The 19815-nt window shown below is 66.5% G+C and carries 17 protein-coding genes; 16 read left to right on the top strand and 1 reads right to left on the bottom strand.

The annotated features are described in order from the left end of the window. Nucleotides 1-94 precede the first annotated feature (94 nt). From ACQR1D_RS20180 to ACQR1D_RS20110, 15 genes are all read left to right on the top strand, one after another. A complete protein-coding gene (locus tag ACQR1D_RS20180; protein ID WP_316181586.1) occupies nt 95-916 on the top strand; it encodes a sulfurtransferase/chromate resistance protein in 822 nt (273 codons plus the stop codon). Continuing rightward, entirely contained in the window at nt 913-2304 is a 1392-nt protein-coding gene (gene chrA, locus ACQR1D_RS20175; protein ID WP_316181585.1) for a chromate efflux transporter, read from the top strand. Before ACQR1D_RS20180 ends, chrA begins: the two co-directional genes overlap by 4 nt. A 116-nt stretch (nt 2305-2420) precedes the next feature. Then, nucleotides 2421-3089, top strand: coding sequence for a Crp/Fnr family transcriptional regulator (locus tag ACQR1D_RS20170; RefSeq protein ID WP_434894007.1), 669 nt, complete (start codon nt 2421-2423; stop codon nt 3087-3089). A gap of 89 nt (nt 3090-3178) precedes the next feature. Beyond that, nucleotides 3179-3382 carry a YgaP family membrane protein gene (locus ACQR1D_RS20165; RefSeq protein ID WP_315802014.1) on the top strand — a complete coding sequence of 68 codons (204 nt, stop codon included), beginning with the start codon at nt 3179-3181 and terminating at the stop codon, nt 3380-3382. Between the two features lie 69 nt (nt 3383-3451). Next, nucleotides 3452-4354 carry an MBL fold metallo-hydrolase gene (locus ACQR1D_RS20160; protein ID WP_315802013.1) on the top strand — a complete coding sequence of 301 codons (903 nt, stop codon included), beginning with the start codon at nt 3452-3454 and terminating at the stop codon, nt 4352-4354. A 121-nt stretch (nt 4355-4475) separates the two neighbouring features. After that, complete coding sequence (locus tag ACQR1D_RS20155; RefSeq protein ID WP_316217796.1) at nt 4476-4847, top strand: hypothetical protein; 372 nt, start codon at nt 4476-4478, stop codon at nt 4845-4847. 178 nt (nt 4848-5025) lie between these two features. Next, entirely contained in the window at nt 5026-7140 is a 2115-nt protein-coding gene (locus tag ACQR1D_RS20150) for a protein-disulfide reductase DsbD family protein (RefSeq protein WP_434893981.1), read from the top strand. Next, nucleotides 7137-7775: a DsbA family protein gene (locus ACQR1D_RS20145; RefSeq protein WP_316181578.1), complete on the top strand. Its 639-nt coding sequence runs from the start codon at nt 7137-7139 to the stop codon at nt 7773-7775. The genes ACQR1D_RS20150 and ACQR1D_RS20145 overlap by 4 nt, the downstream gene beginning before the upstream one ends. Nucleotides 7776-8050: 275 nt before the next feature. After that, the gene (locus ACQR1D_RS20140; RefSeq protein WP_316181762.1) at nt 8051-8953 is read left to right on the top strand and encodes a LysR substrate-binding domain-containing protein; all 903 of its coding nucleotides are present in this window, start codon (nt 8051-8053) and stop codon (nt 8951-8953) included. A gap of 134 nt (nt 8954-9087) precedes the next feature. Next, nucleotides 9088-10029, top strand: a complete 942-nt coding sequence (gene kdgD, locus ACQR1D_RS20135; protein ID WP_434839368.1) for a 5-dehydro-4-deoxyglucarate dehydratase — start codon at nt 9088-9090, stop codon at nt 10027-10029. A gap of 162 nt (nt 10030-10191) precedes the next feature. Beyond that, nucleotides 10192-11547 (top strand): glucarate dehydratase, encoded by a 1356-nt coding sequence (gudD, locus tag ACQR1D_RS20130; RefSeq protein ID WP_434839369.1) that lies wholly within the window; start codon nt 10192-10194, stop codon nt 11545-11547. Nucleotides 11548-11600: 53 nt separating this feature from the next. Next, nucleotides 11601-13049, top strand: coding sequence for an aldehyde dehydrogenase family protein (locus ACQR1D_RS20125; RefSeq protein WP_316217801.1), 1449 nt, complete (start codon nt 11601-11603; stop codon nt 13047-13049). A gap of 294 nt (nt 13050-13343) precedes the next feature. After that, nucleotides 13344-14882, top strand: a complete 1539-nt coding sequence (gene garD, locus ACQR1D_RS20120; protein WP_434839370.1) for a galactarate dehydratase — start codon at nt 13344-13346, stop codon at nt 14880-14882. A gap of 183 nt (nt 14883-15065) precedes the next feature. After that, nucleotides 15066-15860: a class II aldolase/adducin family protein gene (locus tag ACQR1D_RS20115; protein WP_434839371.1), complete on the top strand. Its 795-nt coding sequence runs from the start codon at nt 15066-15068 to the stop codon at nt 15858-15860. 323 nt (nt 15861-16183) lie between these two features. Continuing rightward, complete coding sequence (locus ACQR1D_RS20110) at nt 16184-16762, top strand: hypothetical protein (RefSeq protein WP_434839372.1); 579 nt, start codon at nt 16184-16186, stop codon at nt 16760-16762. 737 nt (nt 16763-17499) lie between these two features. Here ACQR1D_RS20110 and ACQR1D_RS20105 read toward each other — a convergent pair. Continuing rightward, nucleotides 17500-18948, bottom strand: coding sequence for a PLP-dependent aminotransferase family protein (locus tag ACQR1D_RS20105; RefSeq protein WP_434839373.1), 1449 nt, complete (start codon nt 18946-18948; stop codon nt 17500-17502). Nucleotides 18949-19012: 64 nt separating this feature from the next. On the opposite strand from ACQR1D_RS20105, the gene ACQR1D_RS20100 reads away from it, so the two are divergent. Continuing rightward, nucleotides 19013-19738, top strand: coding sequence for a pyridoxamine 5'-phosphate oxidase family protein (locus ACQR1D_RS20100; protein ID WP_315802001.1), 726 nt, complete (start codon nt 19013-19015; stop codon nt 19736-19738). Nucleotides 19739-19815: the final 77 nt, after the last annotated feature.

Here is a 19815-nt window from a genome sequence, read left to right as displayed (position 1 = left end):
ACAACCGAGCGCTTTATTCTGCCGCACGGGGATGTGCGATCTCCCCGCGAGGCGACATGCCCAAGAATCGCGTCCTGGTCACCAAGGGCGCAGCATGTCATCATCATACACTTCGATCTCACCCGAAAAATTGTCTCGACTGATCGGCACGGCGGCCGCGCCGGCGCTCGTCGACGTGCGTATCGACGAGGATTTCGCCGCCGACCCGCGCCTCATCCCCGGCGCCGTCAGGCGTTCGCATCTCGACGTCCAGCAGTGGGCGCCGAGCTTCACCGGCCAATCCGTCGTCGTGGTCTGCCAGAAAGGCAAGAAGCTGAGCGAAGGCACCGCAGCCTGGCTCCGGTGCAGCGACATCGCGGCCGAGGTCCTCGACGGCGGGTACGTCAGCTGGAGCGAGGCGCAGCTTCCGACTGTGCCCGCGAACAGGATTCCCGCGAGGGACGGCCGCGGTCGCACGGTCTGGGTCACGCGATCACGTCCCAAGATCGACCGCATCGCCTGCCCATGGCTGATCCGCCGCTTCGTCGACCCCGCCGCGGTCTTCCTGTTCGTGACCCCGGCCGAGGTGGAAGCGGTCGCCGACCGCTTCCAGGCCACGGCCTTCGACGTCGAGAACGTCTTCTGGAGCCATCGCGGCGAACTTTGCACCTTCGACATCATGGTCGATGAGTTTGGCCTGCGGACGCCGGCCTTGGAGCGACTCGCCACGATCGTGCGCGCCGCGGATACGGCGCGGCTCGATCTGTCGCCCGAAGCTGCCGGACTGCTTGCCGCTTCGCTCGGCCTGTCCCGAATGTACGACGACGATCTGGAGCAGTTGAGCGCAGGCCTTCTGCTCTATGACGCCTTCTACCGCTGGTGCCGCGACGCCACGAAGGAGGCGCACAACTGGCCGAACAGCAAGGTGAAGTCATGACGGACATCGCAGCACCGCGAAAACCGATTGCGGCCGAACACGCCCATGGCATCTCGTTCAATGACGCGCTTCTCGTGTGGCTCCGGGTGGCCTGTCTGAGCTTCGGCGGCCCGGCCGGGCAGATCGCGGTCATGCATCGCATCCTCGTCGAAGAGAAGAACTGGATCTCGGAGAGCCGCTTCCTGCACGCCCTGAACTACTGCATGCTGCTGCCGGGACCCGAGGCGCAGCAGCTTGCGACGTATATCGGCTGGCTGCTGCACCGGACCACCGGCGGCATCGTCGCGGGCACGCTCTTCATCCTGCCGGGTATTTTCGCCATCATGGGCCTCAGCTACATCTACGCGGCCTATGGCCATGTCGGCTTTGTCGACGCCTTGTTCTTCGGCCTCAAGGCGGCGGTGCTGGCGATCGTGATCCAGGCCGTCGTCCGCGTCGGCAAGCGCGCGCTACGCAATCGGATCATGATCGGACTGGCGGCCGCAGCCTTCGTCGCGATCTTCTTCTTCGGGGCGCCGTTTCCGACCATCATCGTTGCCGCCGGAGTCATCGGCTTCGTCGCAGCCCGCCTCGGCCGGCCGGAATTCGCAGCCCTCGAGCACGGCGGCAAGAACGCCGGCGCGATCGACAGCATGCTCGGCGAAGCCGTGCCGGATCACGTCCGTCCGAACGCGTCGCGCGCGCTGCGGGTGGCGGCCGTCTGGCTCGCGATCTGGCTCGTCCCCGTCTTCGCCCTGCTGACCCTGCTCGGGCCGAACGACGTCTTCGGTCAGATCGCGATCTTCTTCAGCAAGATGGCGATGGTGACGTTCGGCGGCGCCTACGCCGTGCTCGCCTACGTCGCGCAACAGGCCGCGGAGTACTATCACTGGGTTGCTCCGCGCGAGATGCTCGACGGCCTCGGCATGGCGGAGACGACTCCCGGTCCCCTGATCATGGTCGTCCAGTTCGTGGGCTTCATGGCCGCGTTCCGCGGGGCGAGCGGGCTGTCTCCCATGCTCGCCGGCACACTGGGCGGACTGCTGGCGACGTGGGTGACGTTCGCGCCCTGCTTTCTCTGGATCTTCGTCGGCGCCCCCTACATCGAGGCGCTGCGGGGAAACAAGGCGCTCGCCGGCGCGCTCTCGGCGATCACGGCCGCCGTCGTCGGCGTGATCCTCAATCTCTCGATCTGGTTCGCGCTGCACACCCTGTTTCGCGAAACCTTTCCGATCCATGGATTCGGCCTGTCATTCGACGCGCCGCTGCCGGCGAGCATCGATCTGCCGGCCGTCGTCCTGTCGATCGCGGCGGCGACCGCCATCTTCCGCTTCAACATGGGAATGCTCGTCGTCCTCGCCGCCTCGTGCATCGCGGGCATGCTGATGCGCGTTGCAGGCGCCATCTGAGCGCTGTGACGGCCGCTGGACGCGCTAGCGCCGATCCGGCGTGTCCCATCGCTCGACCCGCTCGCGGTCCTGTGGCAAATTTGGGCGATGCCGATGGGGCGCAGCCGGATGTGGTAATGTCGTCGAAGCAGGACTGGACGCTCGCTTTCCCGCCGTTGCGACAACTGCCGGAGGAGATCTTCGCGCAGTTGCGCGAGGCCAGCCTCATCGTCGAGCTTCCGGAAGGCAGCCGGATTTTCGGCCCCGGTCAGGCGCCGGATTCCTTTCTGCTGCTGCTGGACGGGACCATCCGCGTGCAGCAGACGTCCGAGTCCGGCCGCGAGATCGTGCTCTACCGCGTCCAGGCAGGCGAAAGCTGCGCGCTGACCACGGCCTGCCTGATGGGTTACGAGGAATACCAGGCCGAGGGCATCGCGGAGACCCGGATCCGTGCCGTGGCGATCCCGCGCGCGCTGTTCGACCGGCTGATCGCCAGCTCGCGCGAATTCCGACAGTTCGTCTTCACCGCGTTCAGCCGCCGCGTCACCAATCTCTTCCGCATCATCGAGGAAGTCGCGTTCGAGCGGATCGATGTGCGGCTCGCGCAGAAGCTTCTGGATCTCGCGGGGACAAAGCAGCAGATCGCTGCAACGCATCAGGAGCTCGCCAACGAGCTTGGCAGCGCACGCGAGGTCATCAGCCGGCAGCTCAATGAATTCGCGCGGCGCGGCTGGTTGCGAATGGCTCGCGGAATCGTCGAGATCACCAACAGACCGGCGCTTGTCCACCTGGCCCAGCATGGCTAGGAACCGGCGTCTCTTGGTGACTTAGTTACATACCCGCGCTGTGTCCCGCTCTATCGTCTGCATCATCGCAAGCCAAAGGGGAGCGCGACATGACACAGAACATTGGCAAGATCGACCGGCTGCTCAGGATCATCGTCGGACTAGCGATCCTCAGTCTGACGGTCGTAGGACCGCACACCCTGTGGGGCCTTCTGGGCCTGATCCCGCTCGGCACCGCACTGATCGGCTGGTGCCCGCCCTACGCGATGCTCGGCATCAATACATGCGGAACGAAATCCAATTCGATGTCTTAGACCGCGCAGGACGACAAACGCGCCGTGGGCGGCGATGCCGCCCCGGAGCCAAATCGTGGAGCAGCAGCCATGTCCTATCGAATCGATTCCTATCCAATCGATCTCCGCATGCAGCCGAAGGTGGCCGGATTTTTCGATCCTGACACCAGCACGATCAGCTACGTGGTGAAGGATCCGTCATCGCCGTCCTGCGCGATCGTCGATCCCGTCCTCGACATCGACTACGCGGCCGGCCGCATCAGCACCCGCTCCGCCGACATGCTGATCGACTACGTGAAGATCAACGGCCTCAGGCCGGAGTGGCTGATCGAAACGCATGCGCATGCCGACCATCTCTCTGCTGCGCCCTACATCCAGGACAAGCTCGGCGGCAAGATCGGCATCGGCGAGCATATCCTGACCGTGCAGGAGACCTTCGGCAAGGTCTTCAACGAGGGCACGGAGTTTCGTCGCGACGGCAGCCAGTTCGACCGGCTGTTCAAGGATGGCGACACCTATCAGGTGGGGCAGATGACGGCCTTCGTGATGCACACGCCCGGCCATACGCCGGCCTGTGCCACACATGTGATGGGCGATGCCGCTTTCGTCGGCGACACCTTGTTCATGCCGGACGGGGGAACGGCGCGGGCCGACTTTCCAGGCGGCAATGCGCGCACGCTGTACCGCTCGATCCGGAAGATCCTTGAGACGCTGCCGCGCGAGACCCGGCTGTTCATGTGTCACGACTATGCCCCCGACGACCGCGCGGTGCGCTGGGAAACGACCGTCGGCGAGGAGCGGCTCCGCAACATCCACGCCCGAGACGGGATGACCGAGAACGAGTTCGTCGCGCTCCGCGAGGCCCGCGACAAGACGCTCGGCATGCCGCGCCTGATCATTCCATCGCTGCAGGTCAATATCCGCGCCGGACATCTGCCTCCGGCGGACGCGACGGGAAAGACATTCCTGAAGGTACCGATCAACGTACTTTGAGAACCGCTCGCTTTGCTCACGCGATGCGGGTTTGGCCGCAAGTTCGCGGCGTCACGAAGATGTCAGTTGCCAACAGCGGTCGGTCTGCGCGACCAGTCCAGACTGGAGAAGATGATCCACGATGAGACGTGCTGAGCTCGAGATGCCCGCGATGACACGCCGCCTGATGGCGGCGCTGATTGCGCTCGTTTTGAGTCTGGCGCCTCTGCTCGGAACCTTCGAGGTAGCAACGGCCGACGCCGGCGCCGGTGTGCACCAATGGTCCCGAACGACCACCAGCGCGCCCAAGCCATGCAGGAAGGCCGTCATCCCGGGCATGATCAACACGTGTCCGTTTGCCGCGGCGGGTCTGACTGCCGTCCCCGCGAGCGACAGTGGGGCGGCACAGCCGGTTGCCGCGTCCCGGACGCTGTCCTGGCGCCCCTATGACGAGGCGCTGACGACGCAATGCGACGCGTCCTCGCCCTACCGTCCCCCCTGTCGCCACGCCTGATCCTTCCGTCGTCATCGGCTCGCGGGCCGCGTAACGTCGTGACTTGAGCGGACGAATATCCACCATCGATCGTGCGTCGTGCAGGTCGGCTTAAGGTGCCCATTGCCAGGCGCGCCTTGCGCCGGGTCGCGCAGCGCAACTGCCACCGCAACGCACGATCAGCGCGCGGGAGATCATCATGTCCATCCGTCATCTTGGCCGGCTCGCATGGCTGCTCGGCCTGCTCCATCTTGCGGCGACGACCGCTGTCGCGGGCGAATTGCGACCGCAGGCGAACGTCGACACGCGCCTGCTGGTCGGCGACGTCACGCGAGCAGACGGCGGCCCGGCCGCGGCATGGGCCGGACTGGATGTCAGGCTGGATGCAGGCTGGCACACCTATTGGCGCTCGCCCGGCGACGCCGGCGCGCCGCCCGAATTCGACTGGACCGGCTCGCGCAACGTCGCCGATGTCACCGTCGAATGGCCGGCACCGAGCCGCTTCAGCGAGCAGGATATCGACACGTTCGGCTATGCCGAGCACGTGCTGTTTCCGTTGCGCGTGCGGCTCGAGGATGGCGCGGCGCCCGCGCATCTCACGCTGAAAACCGTGCTGTTCGTCTGCTCGGTCATCTGCACCCAGCAGGAGGCCCATCTCGAGGCCGACATCCCCGCCGTGTCGCGCCGGCCGAACGATCAGGCGCTGATCGACGAATGGCGGCAGAGCGTCCCGCGCGCGAGCGCGCCCGGGCTTTCCATCACGGCGTTGCGCATCGATCGGCAATCAAAGCCGCACCTGCAGCTCGAGGCGCATGCGACGCCGCCACTGCACGCGCCCGACGTCTTCCTTGATGGGAACGACGCCGTGTCCGGCGGCCGTCCCCAGGTGAGCCCGATGTCGGACGGCGGCGTCCGGATCACCGTACCGGTGCAAGGCCTCGATCAGGCCGGTCCGGTGCAACGTCTGCGGGTCACCCTGGTCGATGGCGATCGATCGATCGAAGCCATGCTTCCGGTGGATGCCGATCAAGCTGCTCGCGCTTCTGCGGCCAAAGCAGCCACAGCGGCACCGCGTCCTTCGGCGGCATCGATCTGGGCCATGCTCGGCGTGGCCCTGCTCGGCGGCTTCATCCTCAACTTCATGCCATGCGTGTTTCCGGTGTTATCGTTGAAGCTCGTTTCGCTGGTCGATCACGATCCCGCACGCGCGCCCTCGCCGCGCCGGGCATTCCTGGCGACGGCGGCCGGCATCGTCGCCTCATTCGTGACCCTTGCCACCGTCCTCTCCGCGCTCAAGGCCGCGGGCGCCGAAGTCGGCTGGGGCCTGCAGTTTCAGCAGCCAGCTTTCCTCATCGCGATGATCATCGTGCTCGCCGCATTCGGTGCCAACCTGCTCGGCCTGTTCGAGATCGGCCTGCCGTGGTGGATCGCCGGCCGCCTTGGCAACGCCGCGAGCCACAGGACGATGGCAGGTCATGCCATCAACGGCTTCGTCATGACGCTGCTGGCCACGCCGTGCTCGGCGCCGTTCGTCGGCACCGCCGTCGCCTTTGCGCTGTCGCAGGCCGCGCCGCAGATCCTGCTGGTGTTCACCACGCTCGGGCTCGGCATGGCCGCGCCCTATCTGTGTCTGGCTGCAGCGCCAAGCCTTGCCGCACTCTTCCCGCGGCCCGGCCGCTGGATGCTGAAGCTGCGCGCCGTCGCAGCGGCCGCGATGGCGGCGACCGCGCTATGGCTGCTGACGGTGCTCGCCGACATCAGTGGCGCGGCGACTGCGGCCGTCCTCGCCGCTGCGCTGCTGGTCCCCACGCTGATCATGGCGGCGCTCCGTTTCCCGTTGCGGCGAACGATCGCTGGAGCCGGCCTCGCCGGCATGATCGGACTAACGCTAATCGCCGCCACCTCCATTAAGCAGCCGGATGGCGGAAGCCGACCGGCCGGAATCGCCTGGCAGCCGCTGGTGCCCGCCGAGATCGCGGCACAGGTGCGCGCCGGTCGCACGGTCTTCGTCGATGTCGGCGCCAGCTGGTGCGTCACCTGCAAGGTGAACGAGAAGCTCGTGCTCGACAGCACGGCCGTGCGCGGTCGCCTTGCGTCGGGTGTCGTTGCCGTCAGGGGCGACTGGACCTCCCCCAGCGATGCGATCGCGACCTATCTGCGATCCTTCGGCCGCTACGGCCTGCCGTTCAACGCCGTGTTCGGCCCGGGCGCTCCCGCCGGCATCGTGCTGCCCGAACTACTGACTCCACAGATCGTGCTCGACGCGATCGACACCGCCTCAACCACCCCTCATCAGGAGAACGACAAGACATGACCACGAAGACCTTCGCCGCATCGATCGCGACGCTTCTGCTGCTCGCCACGGCGATCCTGCCGATCCAGGCCCGCGCCGAGGACGACGACACCGACATTCTGAGCGAAGCGCGCATCCTGCACGATCCCGCCATCCCCGCTGTCGGAAACGCCGAGGGCGACATCACGATCGTCGAGTATTTCGACTATCAGTGCCCGTATTGCCGCAAGATCAGCCCGGAGCTCGCCAAGGTGGTTCGCGACGACGGTCACGTCCGGCTCGTCTTCAAGGATTGGCCGATCTTCGGCGGCGCCTCGATCTACGCGGCCCGCCTCACCCTGGCGGCGAGATATCAGGACAAGTTCGCCGAGGCGCACGAGGCGCTGATCTCGCTGCACGAGAAGCTGTCGGAAGCCAAGGTCGATGCGGCGCTCAGCGGCGCCGGAATCGATCTGGCCCGCGCCAAGGCCGACCTCGCGGCCAAGCACGCCGACATCGACGCCGTGCTCGCGCGCAATCACGAGCAGGCCACGGGCCTCGGCTTCCGCGGCACGCCGGCCTTCATCATCGGCCATTTCCGCATCCCCGGCGTCCCCAATGCCCAGGCTTTCAAGCAGGCCATTGCGGATGCCCGCGCGGCTGCATCCGCCAAGTGAGCGGGCCCCTGGCGCTCGCCACGGACACGCCGCGCCCCCAAGGTGCGGCTCGGTGGCGGGTGCAAGGGTTAGGGTGATCTCGTTCCAGACGTCTGGGACAGCGGGGCTCCCTGATGCTTTCCGCGATGGAGCGAGGTCCTGATGCGGTCGGCCACCGCGGTCAGGCCGATCTCGGTATCAGTGAGGCGGTCGCCGCGGCCGCCGACATTCCCACTGCCCCAAATCGATGCTACCAAGCCCAGATCGCCTGCCCGATCCATGCCGAGGATGCATCGATGTTCGACCTCAACCAGCTGCGCTGCTTCGTCACCGTGGCCGAGGAGCTGCATTTCGGCCGCGCCGCGATCCGGCTCAACATGACGCAGCCGCCGCTGTCGCGGCAGATCCAGGTGCTGGAGCACATCATCGATGCGGTGCTGCTCGAGCGCACCAGCCGCTCGGTGAAGCTGACGCCGGCGGGCCGCAGCTTCCTGCCGGAGGCACGGCGCATCCTGAAGATGGCCGAGAGCGCCGCCCAGGTGGCGCAGCGCATTGCCAGCGGCAAGAGCGGCTCGCTCAAGATCGGCTTCACCGCGGCCGCGGCCTACAGCTTCCTGCCCGATCTGGTCGCCGCCTGCCGCAGCGAGCTTCCAGAAGCCGATCTGTCGCTGAAGGAGATGGTCTCCGGCGACCAGATCGAGGCGCTCGCCTCCGGCCAGATCGACGCCGGCCTGCTGCGGCCGCCGATCGCGCGCCCCGAATTCGCCACCCGCCGCGTCGTCGCCGAGCCGCTCTGCGCCGCGCTGCCGCGCCGCCATCGTCTCGCCTCCGCCGAGAGCGTGTCGATCCGTGATTTCGACGGCCAGAACTTCATCATGTATTCGCAGACCGAGGCGCGCTATTTCCACGATCTCCTGGTGTCGCAGTTCATGCGCGCCGAGGTGCTGCCGCGCTACGTGCAGCATCTGAGCCAGATCCATTCCATCCTGGCGATGGTGCGCGCCGGCCTCGGGCTTGCGATCGTGCCCGAAGCGGCCTCCAGCCTGAAGATCGCCGATGTCCGGCTGCGGCCGCTGAAGCTGCGCAATCCGACGCCGGCCGAGCTGTTCCTGGTCTGGCGGCGCGATCACGACAATCCGCTGCTGCCGGCACTGGTCGATCTGGCCGGCAATCTCGCCGTCAAGCCGGTCGAGGATTGATACCCGATCCACATCAATCAATACCGTCATTGGCTTGGACCGGCATCGAACTTGGTCCTACGACATCGCCCGGGGGAATGCGCGCCGGCGCCTGCCGCGCCCGTTCCCAAGGACATTCGTGAAGGACCCGCGCGATGAGCAAGATGACCCCGACGGAAATGGCTGCGAAGATCGGCAGCGGCCTGCTCTCCTTCCCCGTGACGCCGTTCAAGGCCGACTATTCGTTCGACGAGGCCACCTATCGCGCCAACATGGACTGGCTGTGCGGCTACGACGTCGCCGGCCTGTTCGCCGCCGGCGGCACCGGCGAGTTCTTCTCGCTGACGGCGGCCGAGGTGCCTGAAGTCGTGCGGGTCGCGGTCGAGGAGACCAAGGGCCGCGTGCCCGTGCTCGCCGGCACCGGCTATGGCACCGCGATCGCCCGCGAGATCGCCATCGGTGCCGAGAAGGCCGGCGCCGACGGCCTCCTGCTGCTGCCGCCCTATCTGATGCATGCCGAGCAGGACGGCCTCGCCGCCCATGTCGAGGCGATCTGCAAGTCGGTCAAGATCGGCGTCATCGTCTACAACCGCGACAACGCCATCCTGCAGCCGGATACGCTGGCGCGGCTGTGCGAGCGCTGCCCGAACCTGGTCGGCTACAAGGACGGCATCGGCGACATCGAACTGATGACCCGGGTCTACAGCAAGATGGGCGACCGCCTGACCTATATCGGCGGCCTGCCGACGGCCGAGACCTTCGCTCTGCCCTATCTCGACATGGGCGTGACCACCTACTCCTCGGCGGTGTTCAACTTCGTGCCGGAATTCGCCACGAACTTCTATGCCGCAGTGCGCAAGCGCGACCACGCCACCATCCTTGCCGGATTGAAGGATTTCATTTTGCCGCTGATCGCGATACGCAACCGCAAGAAGGGCTACGCGGTCTCGATCATCAAGGCCGGCATGAAGATCATCGGTCGCGATTCCGGCCCGGTCCGCCTGCCGCTGACCGACCTGACCGAAGCCGAGATGGCCGAGCTGACCGCGCGGGTGAAGGCGCTGCCGACGACGGCGGTGAGCCAGGCGGCGGAGTAAAGACGAAGCTGCGACGCTTCTCCTCATCTTGAGGAGCCTGCGCAGCAGGCGTCTCGAAGGATGAGGCCACGGCTGGGGCCTCATGGTTGGAGACGGCGCTCTGCGCCTCCTCACCATGAGGGGAAGCGGCGCCAAGAACGAGAGACGACAAAGGAGGAGCACATGAGTCACGACGCCACCCGCACCGGGATCTCCGGCGCGCCGGTCGTCACCGGCATGGAGGTCATTCCGGTCGCCGGCCGTGACAGCATGCTCCTCAATCTCAGCGGCGCGCACGGGCCGTTCTTCACCCGCAACATCGTCATCCTCGCCGACAATTCCGGCCGCACCGGCGTCGGCGAGGTGCCCGGCGGCGAGAAGATCCGGCGGACGCTGGAGGATGCGAAGAGCCTGATCGTGGGCCAGAGCATCGGCGCCTGCAACACGATCCTCGCGACGATGCGCACCGCCTTCGCTGACCGCGACGCCGGCGGCCGCGGCAAGCAGACGTTCGATCTGCGCGTGATGATCCACGCGGTCACGGCAGTCGAATCCGCACTGCTCGACCTGCTCGGCCAGCATCTCGGCCTCCCGGTCGCGGCGCTGCTCGGCGAGGGCCAGCAGCGCGCTTCCGTCGAGGCGCTCGGCTATCTCTTCTTCATCGGCGACCGCAGGAAGACCGACCTGCCCTATGCCACCGGCGAGGGCGAGAAGGACGGCTGGTTCAAGCTCCGCCACCAGGAGGCGATGACGCCCGAAGCGGTGGTGCGGCTCGCCGAGGCGACGCACGAGGCCTACGGCTTCGTCGATTTCAAACTGAAGGGCGGCGTGCTCGCCGGTGAAGCCGAGATCGACGCGGTGACCGCCATCGCCAAGCGCTTCCCGCAGGCCCGCGTCACGCTCGATCCCAACGGCGCATGGTCGCTGGATGAGGCGATCCGGCTGTGCAGGGACATGCACGGCATCCTGGCCTATGCCGAGGATCCCTGCGGCGCCGAGGCCGGCTTCTCCGGCCGCGAGATCATGGCCGAATTCCGCCGCGCCACCGGCCTGCCGACCGCCACCAACATGATCGCCACGGACTGGCGGCAGCTCAGTCATGCGCTGCGCCTCGGCGCGGTCGACATTCCCCTGGCCGATCCCCATTTCTGGACCATGCAGGGCTCGGTGCGCGTCGCCCAGACCTGCCGCGACAACGGCCTGACCTGGGGTTCACACTCCAACAACCATTTCGACATTTCGCTGGCCATGTTCACCCATGTCGCCGCCGCCGCGCCCGGCAAGGTCACCGCGATCGACACCCACTGGATCTGGCAGGACGGCCAGGCGCTGACCAAGGCGCCGCTGCAGATCAAGGGCGGGCGGATCGCCGTGCCCGAGCAACCCGGGCTCGGGGTCGCGGTTGACCGTAGCGCCATCGAAAAGGCTCATGCGCTGTACAAGAGCCACGGGCTCGGCGCACGCGACGACGCCGTCGCAATGCAGTATCTGATCCCCGGCTGGACCTTCGACGACAAGCGCCCCTGTCTCGTGCGATGACGGGGGCGATCGGTTAGATTGTCCGAGCAATCGCGCAAAGTCTGGAGAACAACATGAACGCGATCCTCAAGAATTTCATCGCCGGCGAATGGGTCGACGGCAGCGGGGTGACCCGCAACATCAACCCCTCGAACACCAACGACGTCGTCGGCGAATACGCCAAGGCCGACAAGGCGCAGACCGAAAAGGCGGTCGCCGCCGCCAAGGCCGCCTTCCCCGCCTGGTCGCGCTCGACGCCGCAGGAACGCTACGACGCGCTGAACAAGATCTCGGCGGAGATCCTGTCGCGCAAGGAAGAGCTCGGCCGCCTGCTCGCCCGCGAGGAAGGCAAGACCCTGCCGGAGGGCATCGGCGAGGTCGCCCGCGCCGGCCAGATCTTTGCGTTCTTTGCCGGCGAGGCGCTGCGCCTGACCGGCGAGAAGGGCGCCTCGGTCCGTCCGGGTCTCGACGTCGAGATCACCCGCGAGGCCGTCGGCGTCGTCGGCATGATCACGCCCTGGAATTTCCCGATCGCGATCCCCGCCTGGAAGATCGCGCCCGCGCTCTGCTACGGCAACACGGTGGTGTTCAAGCCGGCCGAGCTGGTGCCCGGCTCCGCGCATGCGCTGTCCGAGATCATCGCCCGCTCCGGCCTTCCCGCCGGCGTGTTCAATCTCGTCGTCGGCTCCGGCTCGGTGGTCGGCCAGACCTTGCTCGAACACCCGGACGTCGCCGCCATCTCCTTCACCGGCTCGGTCGGGACGGGGCGCAAGATCGCGCAGGCCTGCGTGCTGTCGAACCCGATGAAGAAGTTCCAGCTCGAAATGGGCGGCAAGAATCCGCTCGTCGTGCTCGACGACGCCGACGTCAAGGTCGCGGTCGAAGCCGCCGCCAACGGCGCCTATTTCTCCACCGGTCAGCGCTGCACGGCCTCCTCGCGCCTGATCGTCACCGAAGGCATTCACGACAAGTTCGTTGAAGCGCTGACGGAACGTCTGAAGGGCCTCGTCGTCGACGACGCCGTCAAGCAGGGCACCCATATCGGCCCGGTGGTCGACGGCAATCAGCTCGAGCAGGACCAGCGCTATCTCAAGATCGGCCAGGACGAAGGCGCCAAGCTGACCTGGGGCGGCGAGCTTCTGAACCGCGAGACCCCCGGCTTCTACATGCAGCCGGCGCTGTTCACCGAGGCCACCAACACCATGCGCATTGCCCGCGAGGAGATCTTCGGACCGGTCGCCTGCGTCATCCGCGCCAAGAACTACGACGAGGCGCTGGCGATCGCCAACGACACCGAGTTCGGCCTCGCGGCGGGCGTCTGCACCACCAGCCTGAAATACGCCTCGCATTTCAAGCGCAACAGCGAGGCCGGCATGGTGATGGTCAACCTGCCGACCGCCGGCGTCGACTACCACGTCCCGTTCGGCGGCCGCAAGGGCTCGAGCTACGGCGCCCGCGAGCAGGGCTCCTACGCGCGCGAGTTCTACACGACGGTGAAGACGGCCTACACCTTCCCGGTGTGAGCCCTCATCATTGCGAGCGAATGAGATCGCGGCAGAGGCCGTCTGCTCCCTCTCCCCGTTCTTACGGGGAGAGGGCTGGGGTGAGGGGCAGCCGCACGGACAGTCTCCGCGGCGAGCCCCCCTCACCCGGATCGCTTCTCCGATGCAATCCGACCTCTCCCTGCGGGAGAGGTGAAGAGAGAGCTGTAGGGTAGGCAAAGGCGCGACAGCGCCGTGCCCACCGAAAGTCGACCAAGACGAAAGACGGTGGGCACGCTTCGCTTTGCCCACCCTACGGAGCACAACGGAGCCAGCATGAACCAGCAGGTCGTGACCCAGGAGCCCCGCATCATCAAGCTCAACGCGCGCGACAATGTCGCGATCGTGGTGAACGATTTCGGCCTGCCTGCCGGCACCAGATTTCCCGACGGCCTGACGCTGAGGAGCTTCGTCCCGCAGGGCCACAAGACCGCACTGATCGACATCGCCGAGGGTGGGCCGATCGTCCGCTACGGCGAGATCATCGGCACTGCGAAGTCGCCGATCGGAGCCGGCGAATGGGTCGACGAGGCCCGCATCGACATGCCGGAGGCTCCTGCCCTCGACAAGCTGGAGATTTCGACCGCCGTCCCGGCGCCGCTGCCGCCGCTCGACGGCTACACCTTCGAAGGCTATCGCAACGCCGACGGCTCGGTCGGCACCCGCAACGTGCTCGGCATCTCGACCTCGGTCCAATGCGTCAAGGGTACGCTCGAATTCGCGATCAAGCGCATCAAGAGCGAGCTGCTGCCGAAGTACCCAAATGTCGATGACGTCGTCGCGCTCACCCACGCCTATGGCTGCGGCGTCGCGATCACGGCGCCAGATGCCGTGGTGCCGATCCGAACCCTGCAGAACCTCGCACTGAACCCGAATTTTGGCGGCGAGATCCTGGTCGTCGGCCTCGGCTGCGAGAAGCTCGCGCCGGAGCGGCTGCTGCCGGAAGGCACGGAAGACTCGATCGTCCGCATGCAGGACGAGGCGTTCGACGGCTTCGGCGCCATTGTCGATGCCATCATGACCCAGGCCGACCGTCGCCTCGCCGAGCTCAACAAGCGCACGCGCGAGACCTGTCCGGCGTCCGATCTGGTCATCGGCCTGCAATGCGGCGGCAGCGACGCGTTCTCCGGCGTGACCGCCAATCCCGCCGTCGGCTTTGCAGCGGACCTGCTGGTGCGCGCCGGCGCCACCGTGATGTTCTCCGAAGTCACGGAAGTCCGCGACGCCATCCAGCTGCTCACCCGACGCGCGATCAACGAGGAGGTCGGCCGCGCGCTCATCCGCGAGATGGATTGGTACGACTCCTATCTCGCCCGCGGTGGCGCCGATCGCAGCGCCAACACCACGCCCGGCAACAAGAAGGGCGGCCTCGCCAACATCGTCGAGAAGTCGCTGGGCTCGATCGTGAAGTCGGGCTCCGGTCCGATCCATGGCGTGCTGGCGCCGGGCGAGAAGGCCAAGCAGAAGGGCATGCTGTTCGCCGCGACGCCGGCCTCCGACTTCATCTGCGGCACCCTGCAACTTGCCTCCGGCATGACCTTGCAGGTCTTCACCACCGGCCGCGGCACGCCCTATGGCCTCGCCGCCGCCCCCGTCATCAAGGTCGCGACCCGCAGCGAGCTGGCGCGGCGCTGGAAGGATCTGATCGACTTCGACGCCGGCCGCATCGCCACCGGCGAGATGACCATCGAGGAGACCGGCTGGGAGCTGTTCAAGCTGATCCTCGACGTGGCGAGCGGCCGCACCAAGCCATGGTCGGATCGCTGGGGCATCCACAACGACCTGACCTTGTTCAATCCTGCGCCGGTGACCTGAGGGAGACCGCGCTCAACCTGCAATGGCCATGGTTTCGCTCGGACCCATCCCCGTCATTGCGAGCGAAGCGAAACAATCCAGCGTCCCAAAACGGACAGAACTGGATTGCTTCGCTTCGCTCGCGTTGACGCGTATGCTGAGGCGGTAAACCTAGATAACAAGGGCCAAGGGGGAAACAACAAGATGCTCAACATCAGTCGTTTTGCCGCAATCGCCGTAGCAGCCCTCCTCCTCTCCGCCGCTCCATCCCGCGCCCAGGACTCCATCCCCGGCGTCCCGCGCGAGCTGCTCGAGGACATCGCGACCGGCAGCCGCATCCTCGCCGACCTCGGCGTGGTCGACGCCTTCGGCCATGTCAGCGCCCGCAGCCCCGCCAATCCGCACCACTTCCTGATGGCACGCTCGATCGCGCCGGCGCAGGTGACGGCCAACGACATCATGGAGTTCGACGAGAATGGCGAGCCGGTCGATGCGAAGAACCGTGCGGTGTTCCTCGAACGCTTCATCCATGCCGAGATCTACAAGGCCCGTCCGGACGTCAACGCCGTCGTGCACACCCATTCGCCGGGCGTCGTGCCGTTCAGCGTCAGCCATACACCCTTGAAGCCGCTGTATCACAACGCCGCCTTCCTCGGCGACGGCGCGCCGGTGTGGGACATCGGCAAGGAGTTCGGCGCCACCGACATGCTGGTGCGCAATAATGCGATCGGCAAATCGCTCGCATCCGCGCTCGGCGACAAGTCCGTGGTGCTGATGCGCGGCCATGGTGACGTCACCGTCGGTCCTGCGGTCAAGGCCGCCGTGTTCCGCGCCTATTACACCGACGTGAATGCGAAGCTGCAGGCGCAGGCACTCGGGCTCGGCTCCGAGGTGACGTATCTCAGCGCCGAGGAGGCTGCCAAGGCCGATGGCGTCAACATGGTGATCATGGATCGTGCCTGGGCGCTTTGGAAGCAGAAGGTGCAGTCGGCGAAGTAGTCCTGGAGGTTGAAGATCATTTCACCGCAGCGGTGCCCCGGAATCCTGTGACGCGTTGGGCCACGACGTGACAATGTCATCGGTTTCTCCCTGTCGTTGTCGTGTTGGGCCGTTGTTCCGGCCGTATCGATCCCATGGGGCTTGCGTCCCGGAACTTTCCATTGCTTTTGCGGTATCGAACGACCACCGGCGCGGTTCAGCATCGGGCTCTGCACGGGTGCGATCGGAGGTGCACAGCGCTGCTTCCGACCTCTTTTTGCCGCAAAGCTGACACATCGCTTGACCTCTCGCGCCGTCCCGATTCCTCCAGGCTCTCCCCGCGGATGCCCCTGCATTTTCCTCGCCTCGCCGTCCTTGCGGTCGCGCTCTCCCTGGGGACGCCATGTCTGGCTCAGCAGCCGATGCCGGTGACGGGCGCGCCGGAGGACCGGCCCGACATCGATCTCTACGCGCTGATGTCCGGCACCTGCCGCACCGCGAAGGTCGATGGCCGTGAATATTCGTGCAAGACGGTGGCGTTCTTTCACAGCGAGAAGGGACGCGCTCATTTCACCGTCGCGCTCGACGATCCCGCCGACGAGAACCACATCATCGCGTTCTCCGGCGTCAATGGCCGCAGATCGATTCAGAACGTCTACGAGTTGCCGATCGACCGCATGCTGCTGAACTCCAAGCATCGCCCGAAGGTCGATGGAATTCCGGTGCCGGCCACGAAGAGCTCGGCCGGCGTGTGCCGTCAGGTCGGCAATTTCGCGATGCTCAAGGTCACCAGCGTGACCTGCTCCGCCAAGGACGACAGCGGTCGCGCCTATGAGCTGCAGTTCGTCTCCGACGGCACGCCCATCACCTTGCGCCGGGTGCGCCAGACGATGACGAACGCCGAGCACAATCCGTATGAGTAAGCGCATCGCGATTGCGGCGACCGAGCGCATCCGCGCCACGTGAGGCGCATCTGCTCCAATCCGCATCTCGAACAGCCATGAACATGAGGGCGCGTTAACATGAGGGCGCGTTCTCGCGGCAGATGATGCCCGAGGCTTACGATCCATCTCGCCCCTTCGAAGTGCAAAGGGCGCAGGGAATGCCGGGTGAAGGCCCCACCCATGGCCCGCCTGCGAAAAAAATGCAGGCGGCAGGTACCACAGGCAAAGCCGTACACTCCGGCATTCCCTGCGCGACGGTCTTCACGCTTATACGCAGTCTCCCTGGTGCGCCGGGCTTGTTGGCCACCATGGCGCAATGCGCTTGCGCGCATTGCGCTGGACACCAGCGTCGGGGTGTCAGGACCCTGCGACTTCACGTCCGCAGCCTCGCCGTTCGTCCACGCATCCAAAGACACGTTGCGGCTTGATCGCGGCCATCGCATTCCCGCCTCGCGTGTCGTGACGATCGCGCGCAACGCCCCTCTGCGGTGAGGCGGGATGCGCAACCAAAGCATGATTTTCGAAAAAACGAAAGCGGAAAATGCGAGCGCGCGACCAGGCATCGAGAGGCCGTTGAACGGATTGAACAAAATTACGACGGCTTGTTGCGCGCAACCGCTGGCGGCGGCCTCTGCACAGGCGCGCAGACGTTCAGAGCGGGGCTGATTTGCCCGACGTGCCGGCTCGGCCACACCCGTAACATCGACAAGCGACGCTCAGCGCGGGCGCGCAGCGGCGCCCACGATCTCCTGTGCGGCGCGCCCGAGCCGCCTGGCGGCATCGGCAAGATCCTTGGCCGCAAAGCCCGAATAGCCCAGGATGAAACCGTCAGGTCCGCGCTGCACGATCCGCGCATCCGACAACAGCCGGCATTCGATGCCGGCGCGGTCGCGGATCAATTTCGCCGTGCCCTTCGGTGTTGCGGGCGGCAAGGTCGCCAGCAGATGCAACCCTTGCGACGGCGCGGCCAGTTGCAGGCTGCCCTTGCCGTGCCTGGCGAGCGCTTCGGCGACGACATCGCGCGCCTGGCGGTAGCGCGGGCGCATCCGCCGCATGTGGGCCGCGAGCACACCGTCGGCCATCAGGTCGGCCAGCGCGTCCTGCATGAAGGCCGGTGGAAACCGGTCCTGCGCCGCACGCGCGGCGACCACCCGCGCGACCAGACCCGGCGGCACCACGAGGTAACCGAGCCGCAGTCCCGCGAACAGCGTCTTGCCGAAGGTGCCGAGATAGATTACGCGCTCGCCGCCGATGCCGGCCAGCGCCGTCAGCGGCGGACCGGCAAAGCGGTACTCGCTGTCGTAGTCGTCCTCGAAGATGTAGGCGTCCGCCCTGCGCGCCCAGTCGAGCAGCGCGATGCGCCGCGCCATGCTCATCGCAACGCCGGTCGGAAACTGATGCGATGGCGTCACGTAGGCGGCCTTGGCCGCGCCGTACGCCGTCTCGCCCGCGCTCACGATGATTCCTTCATCATCGACGGGCACCGGGACCAGCTTCGCACCGGTCGTGCTCAACGTGTGGCGCGAGGCGACGTAGCCGGGGTCCTCGAACCAGACGGGATCGCCCGGCGCAAGCAGCGCGTCGATGCACAGCCGCAGGCCGTGCTGGGTGCCGCTCACGATCAGGATGCAGCTCGGGTCGCAGCGGACGCCGCGATTGGCGGCAAGATAGTGCGCGACCTCCGTGCGCAGATGCAGGCTGCCGCGCGGATCGCCATAGCCGAGCTCATCCGGCGCGGCGTGGGCGATGCGGCGCCGGCTGGCCGCGGCGAGCCGCCGCAACAGCACGGGATCGACCAGCGTGCAGCCGAGCGCGAACGGCCGGCGCGGCGGAATGCGGATGTCCAGCTCGGCCACCGGCGCGGCGACCTGCGGCGCCGGCAGCCGTGCCGCGACATAAGTGCCGGCGCCGTGGCGCGCCTCGACCAGGCCATCCGACAGCAGCGCTTCATAGGCTGCGACGATCGCGTTGCGGCGGACGCCGAGCTGCTCGGCGAGCCCGCGCGTCGAGGGCAGACGAAGACCCGGGGCGAGCAGGCCATCGACGATGCCGGTGCGCAGCGCGCCATGCACCTGCTGCGACTGGCTGCGGATGCTGCGGTCGAGCCGGATCGGCAGCGCCAGCACGTCGTCGCGGCGCCGCGAAGTGGTTGATTGCTTTCGCATCGAAGTGGAACTCCCGGCAACCACTTTGCCATGGCATGACGTCGGCGGAAACAGGAGACTGACGATGTCCGAGCAACAGATGCCGAGCTATCCCGTCGACGACACCAACCGCGTCAAGCGGCGGCATCAGCGCGCCCACTATGATCATGCGACGGTCCATGCCGTGCTCGATTCCGCAACGCTGTGCCACGTGTCCTATGTCATCGACGGCCAGCCCTATTGCACGCCGACGCTGTTCTGGCGCGAGGGCACGACGCTGTATTGGCACGGCTCGAGCGCGAGCCGCATGCTGCGCAACCAGTCCGAAGGACAGCCGGCCTGTCTCACCGTCACCCATCTCGACGCGCTGGTGCTGGCGCGCAGCGCCTTCCACCATTCCGCCGACTACCGCTCGGTGATGGCGTTCGGCCATGCCCGGCTGATCGAGGATCAGGCGGAGAAGGAGCGCGCGCTGGTGATGATGGTCGACCGCCTGTTTCCCGGCCGCACGGCGAGCCTGCGCCAGACCACTGAGCAGGAGCTCAAGGCGACATCGGTTATCACCATGGAAATCGAGAAGGCATCGGCGAAGATCCGCGCCGCCGGCGTCATCGATGACGAGGAAGATTATGCGCTGCCTATCTATGCCGAGCGCATTCCGGTCCACACCCTGATCGGCTCGCCGGAGCCCGATGGCCGATTGCTAGAGGGCGTCACCCGTCCCGCCACGCTGTCAGGTTTCAGCTCTGGGCGGCGGCTGGATGAGGCGCTGACGGAGGCGTATGCAGCGAGCTATCCGGCGGGTAGTTAAGATAACGGAAGTGTAGGGCGGGCAAAGGCGCGTCCCAGCGCCGCGTTTGTTGCTGGCTAGCGATCGCGCCGTGCCCA

It is taken from the genome of Bradyrhizobium sp. HKCCYLRH2047 (genome assembly GCF_051168175.1).
Taxonomy (GTDB): Bacteria; Pseudomonadota; Alphaproteobacteria; order Rhizobiales; family Xanthobacteraceae; genus Bradyrhizobium.
Note: the sequence above shows the minus strand (reverse complement) of the source record. Positions and strands in the feature narration are given on the sequence as shown.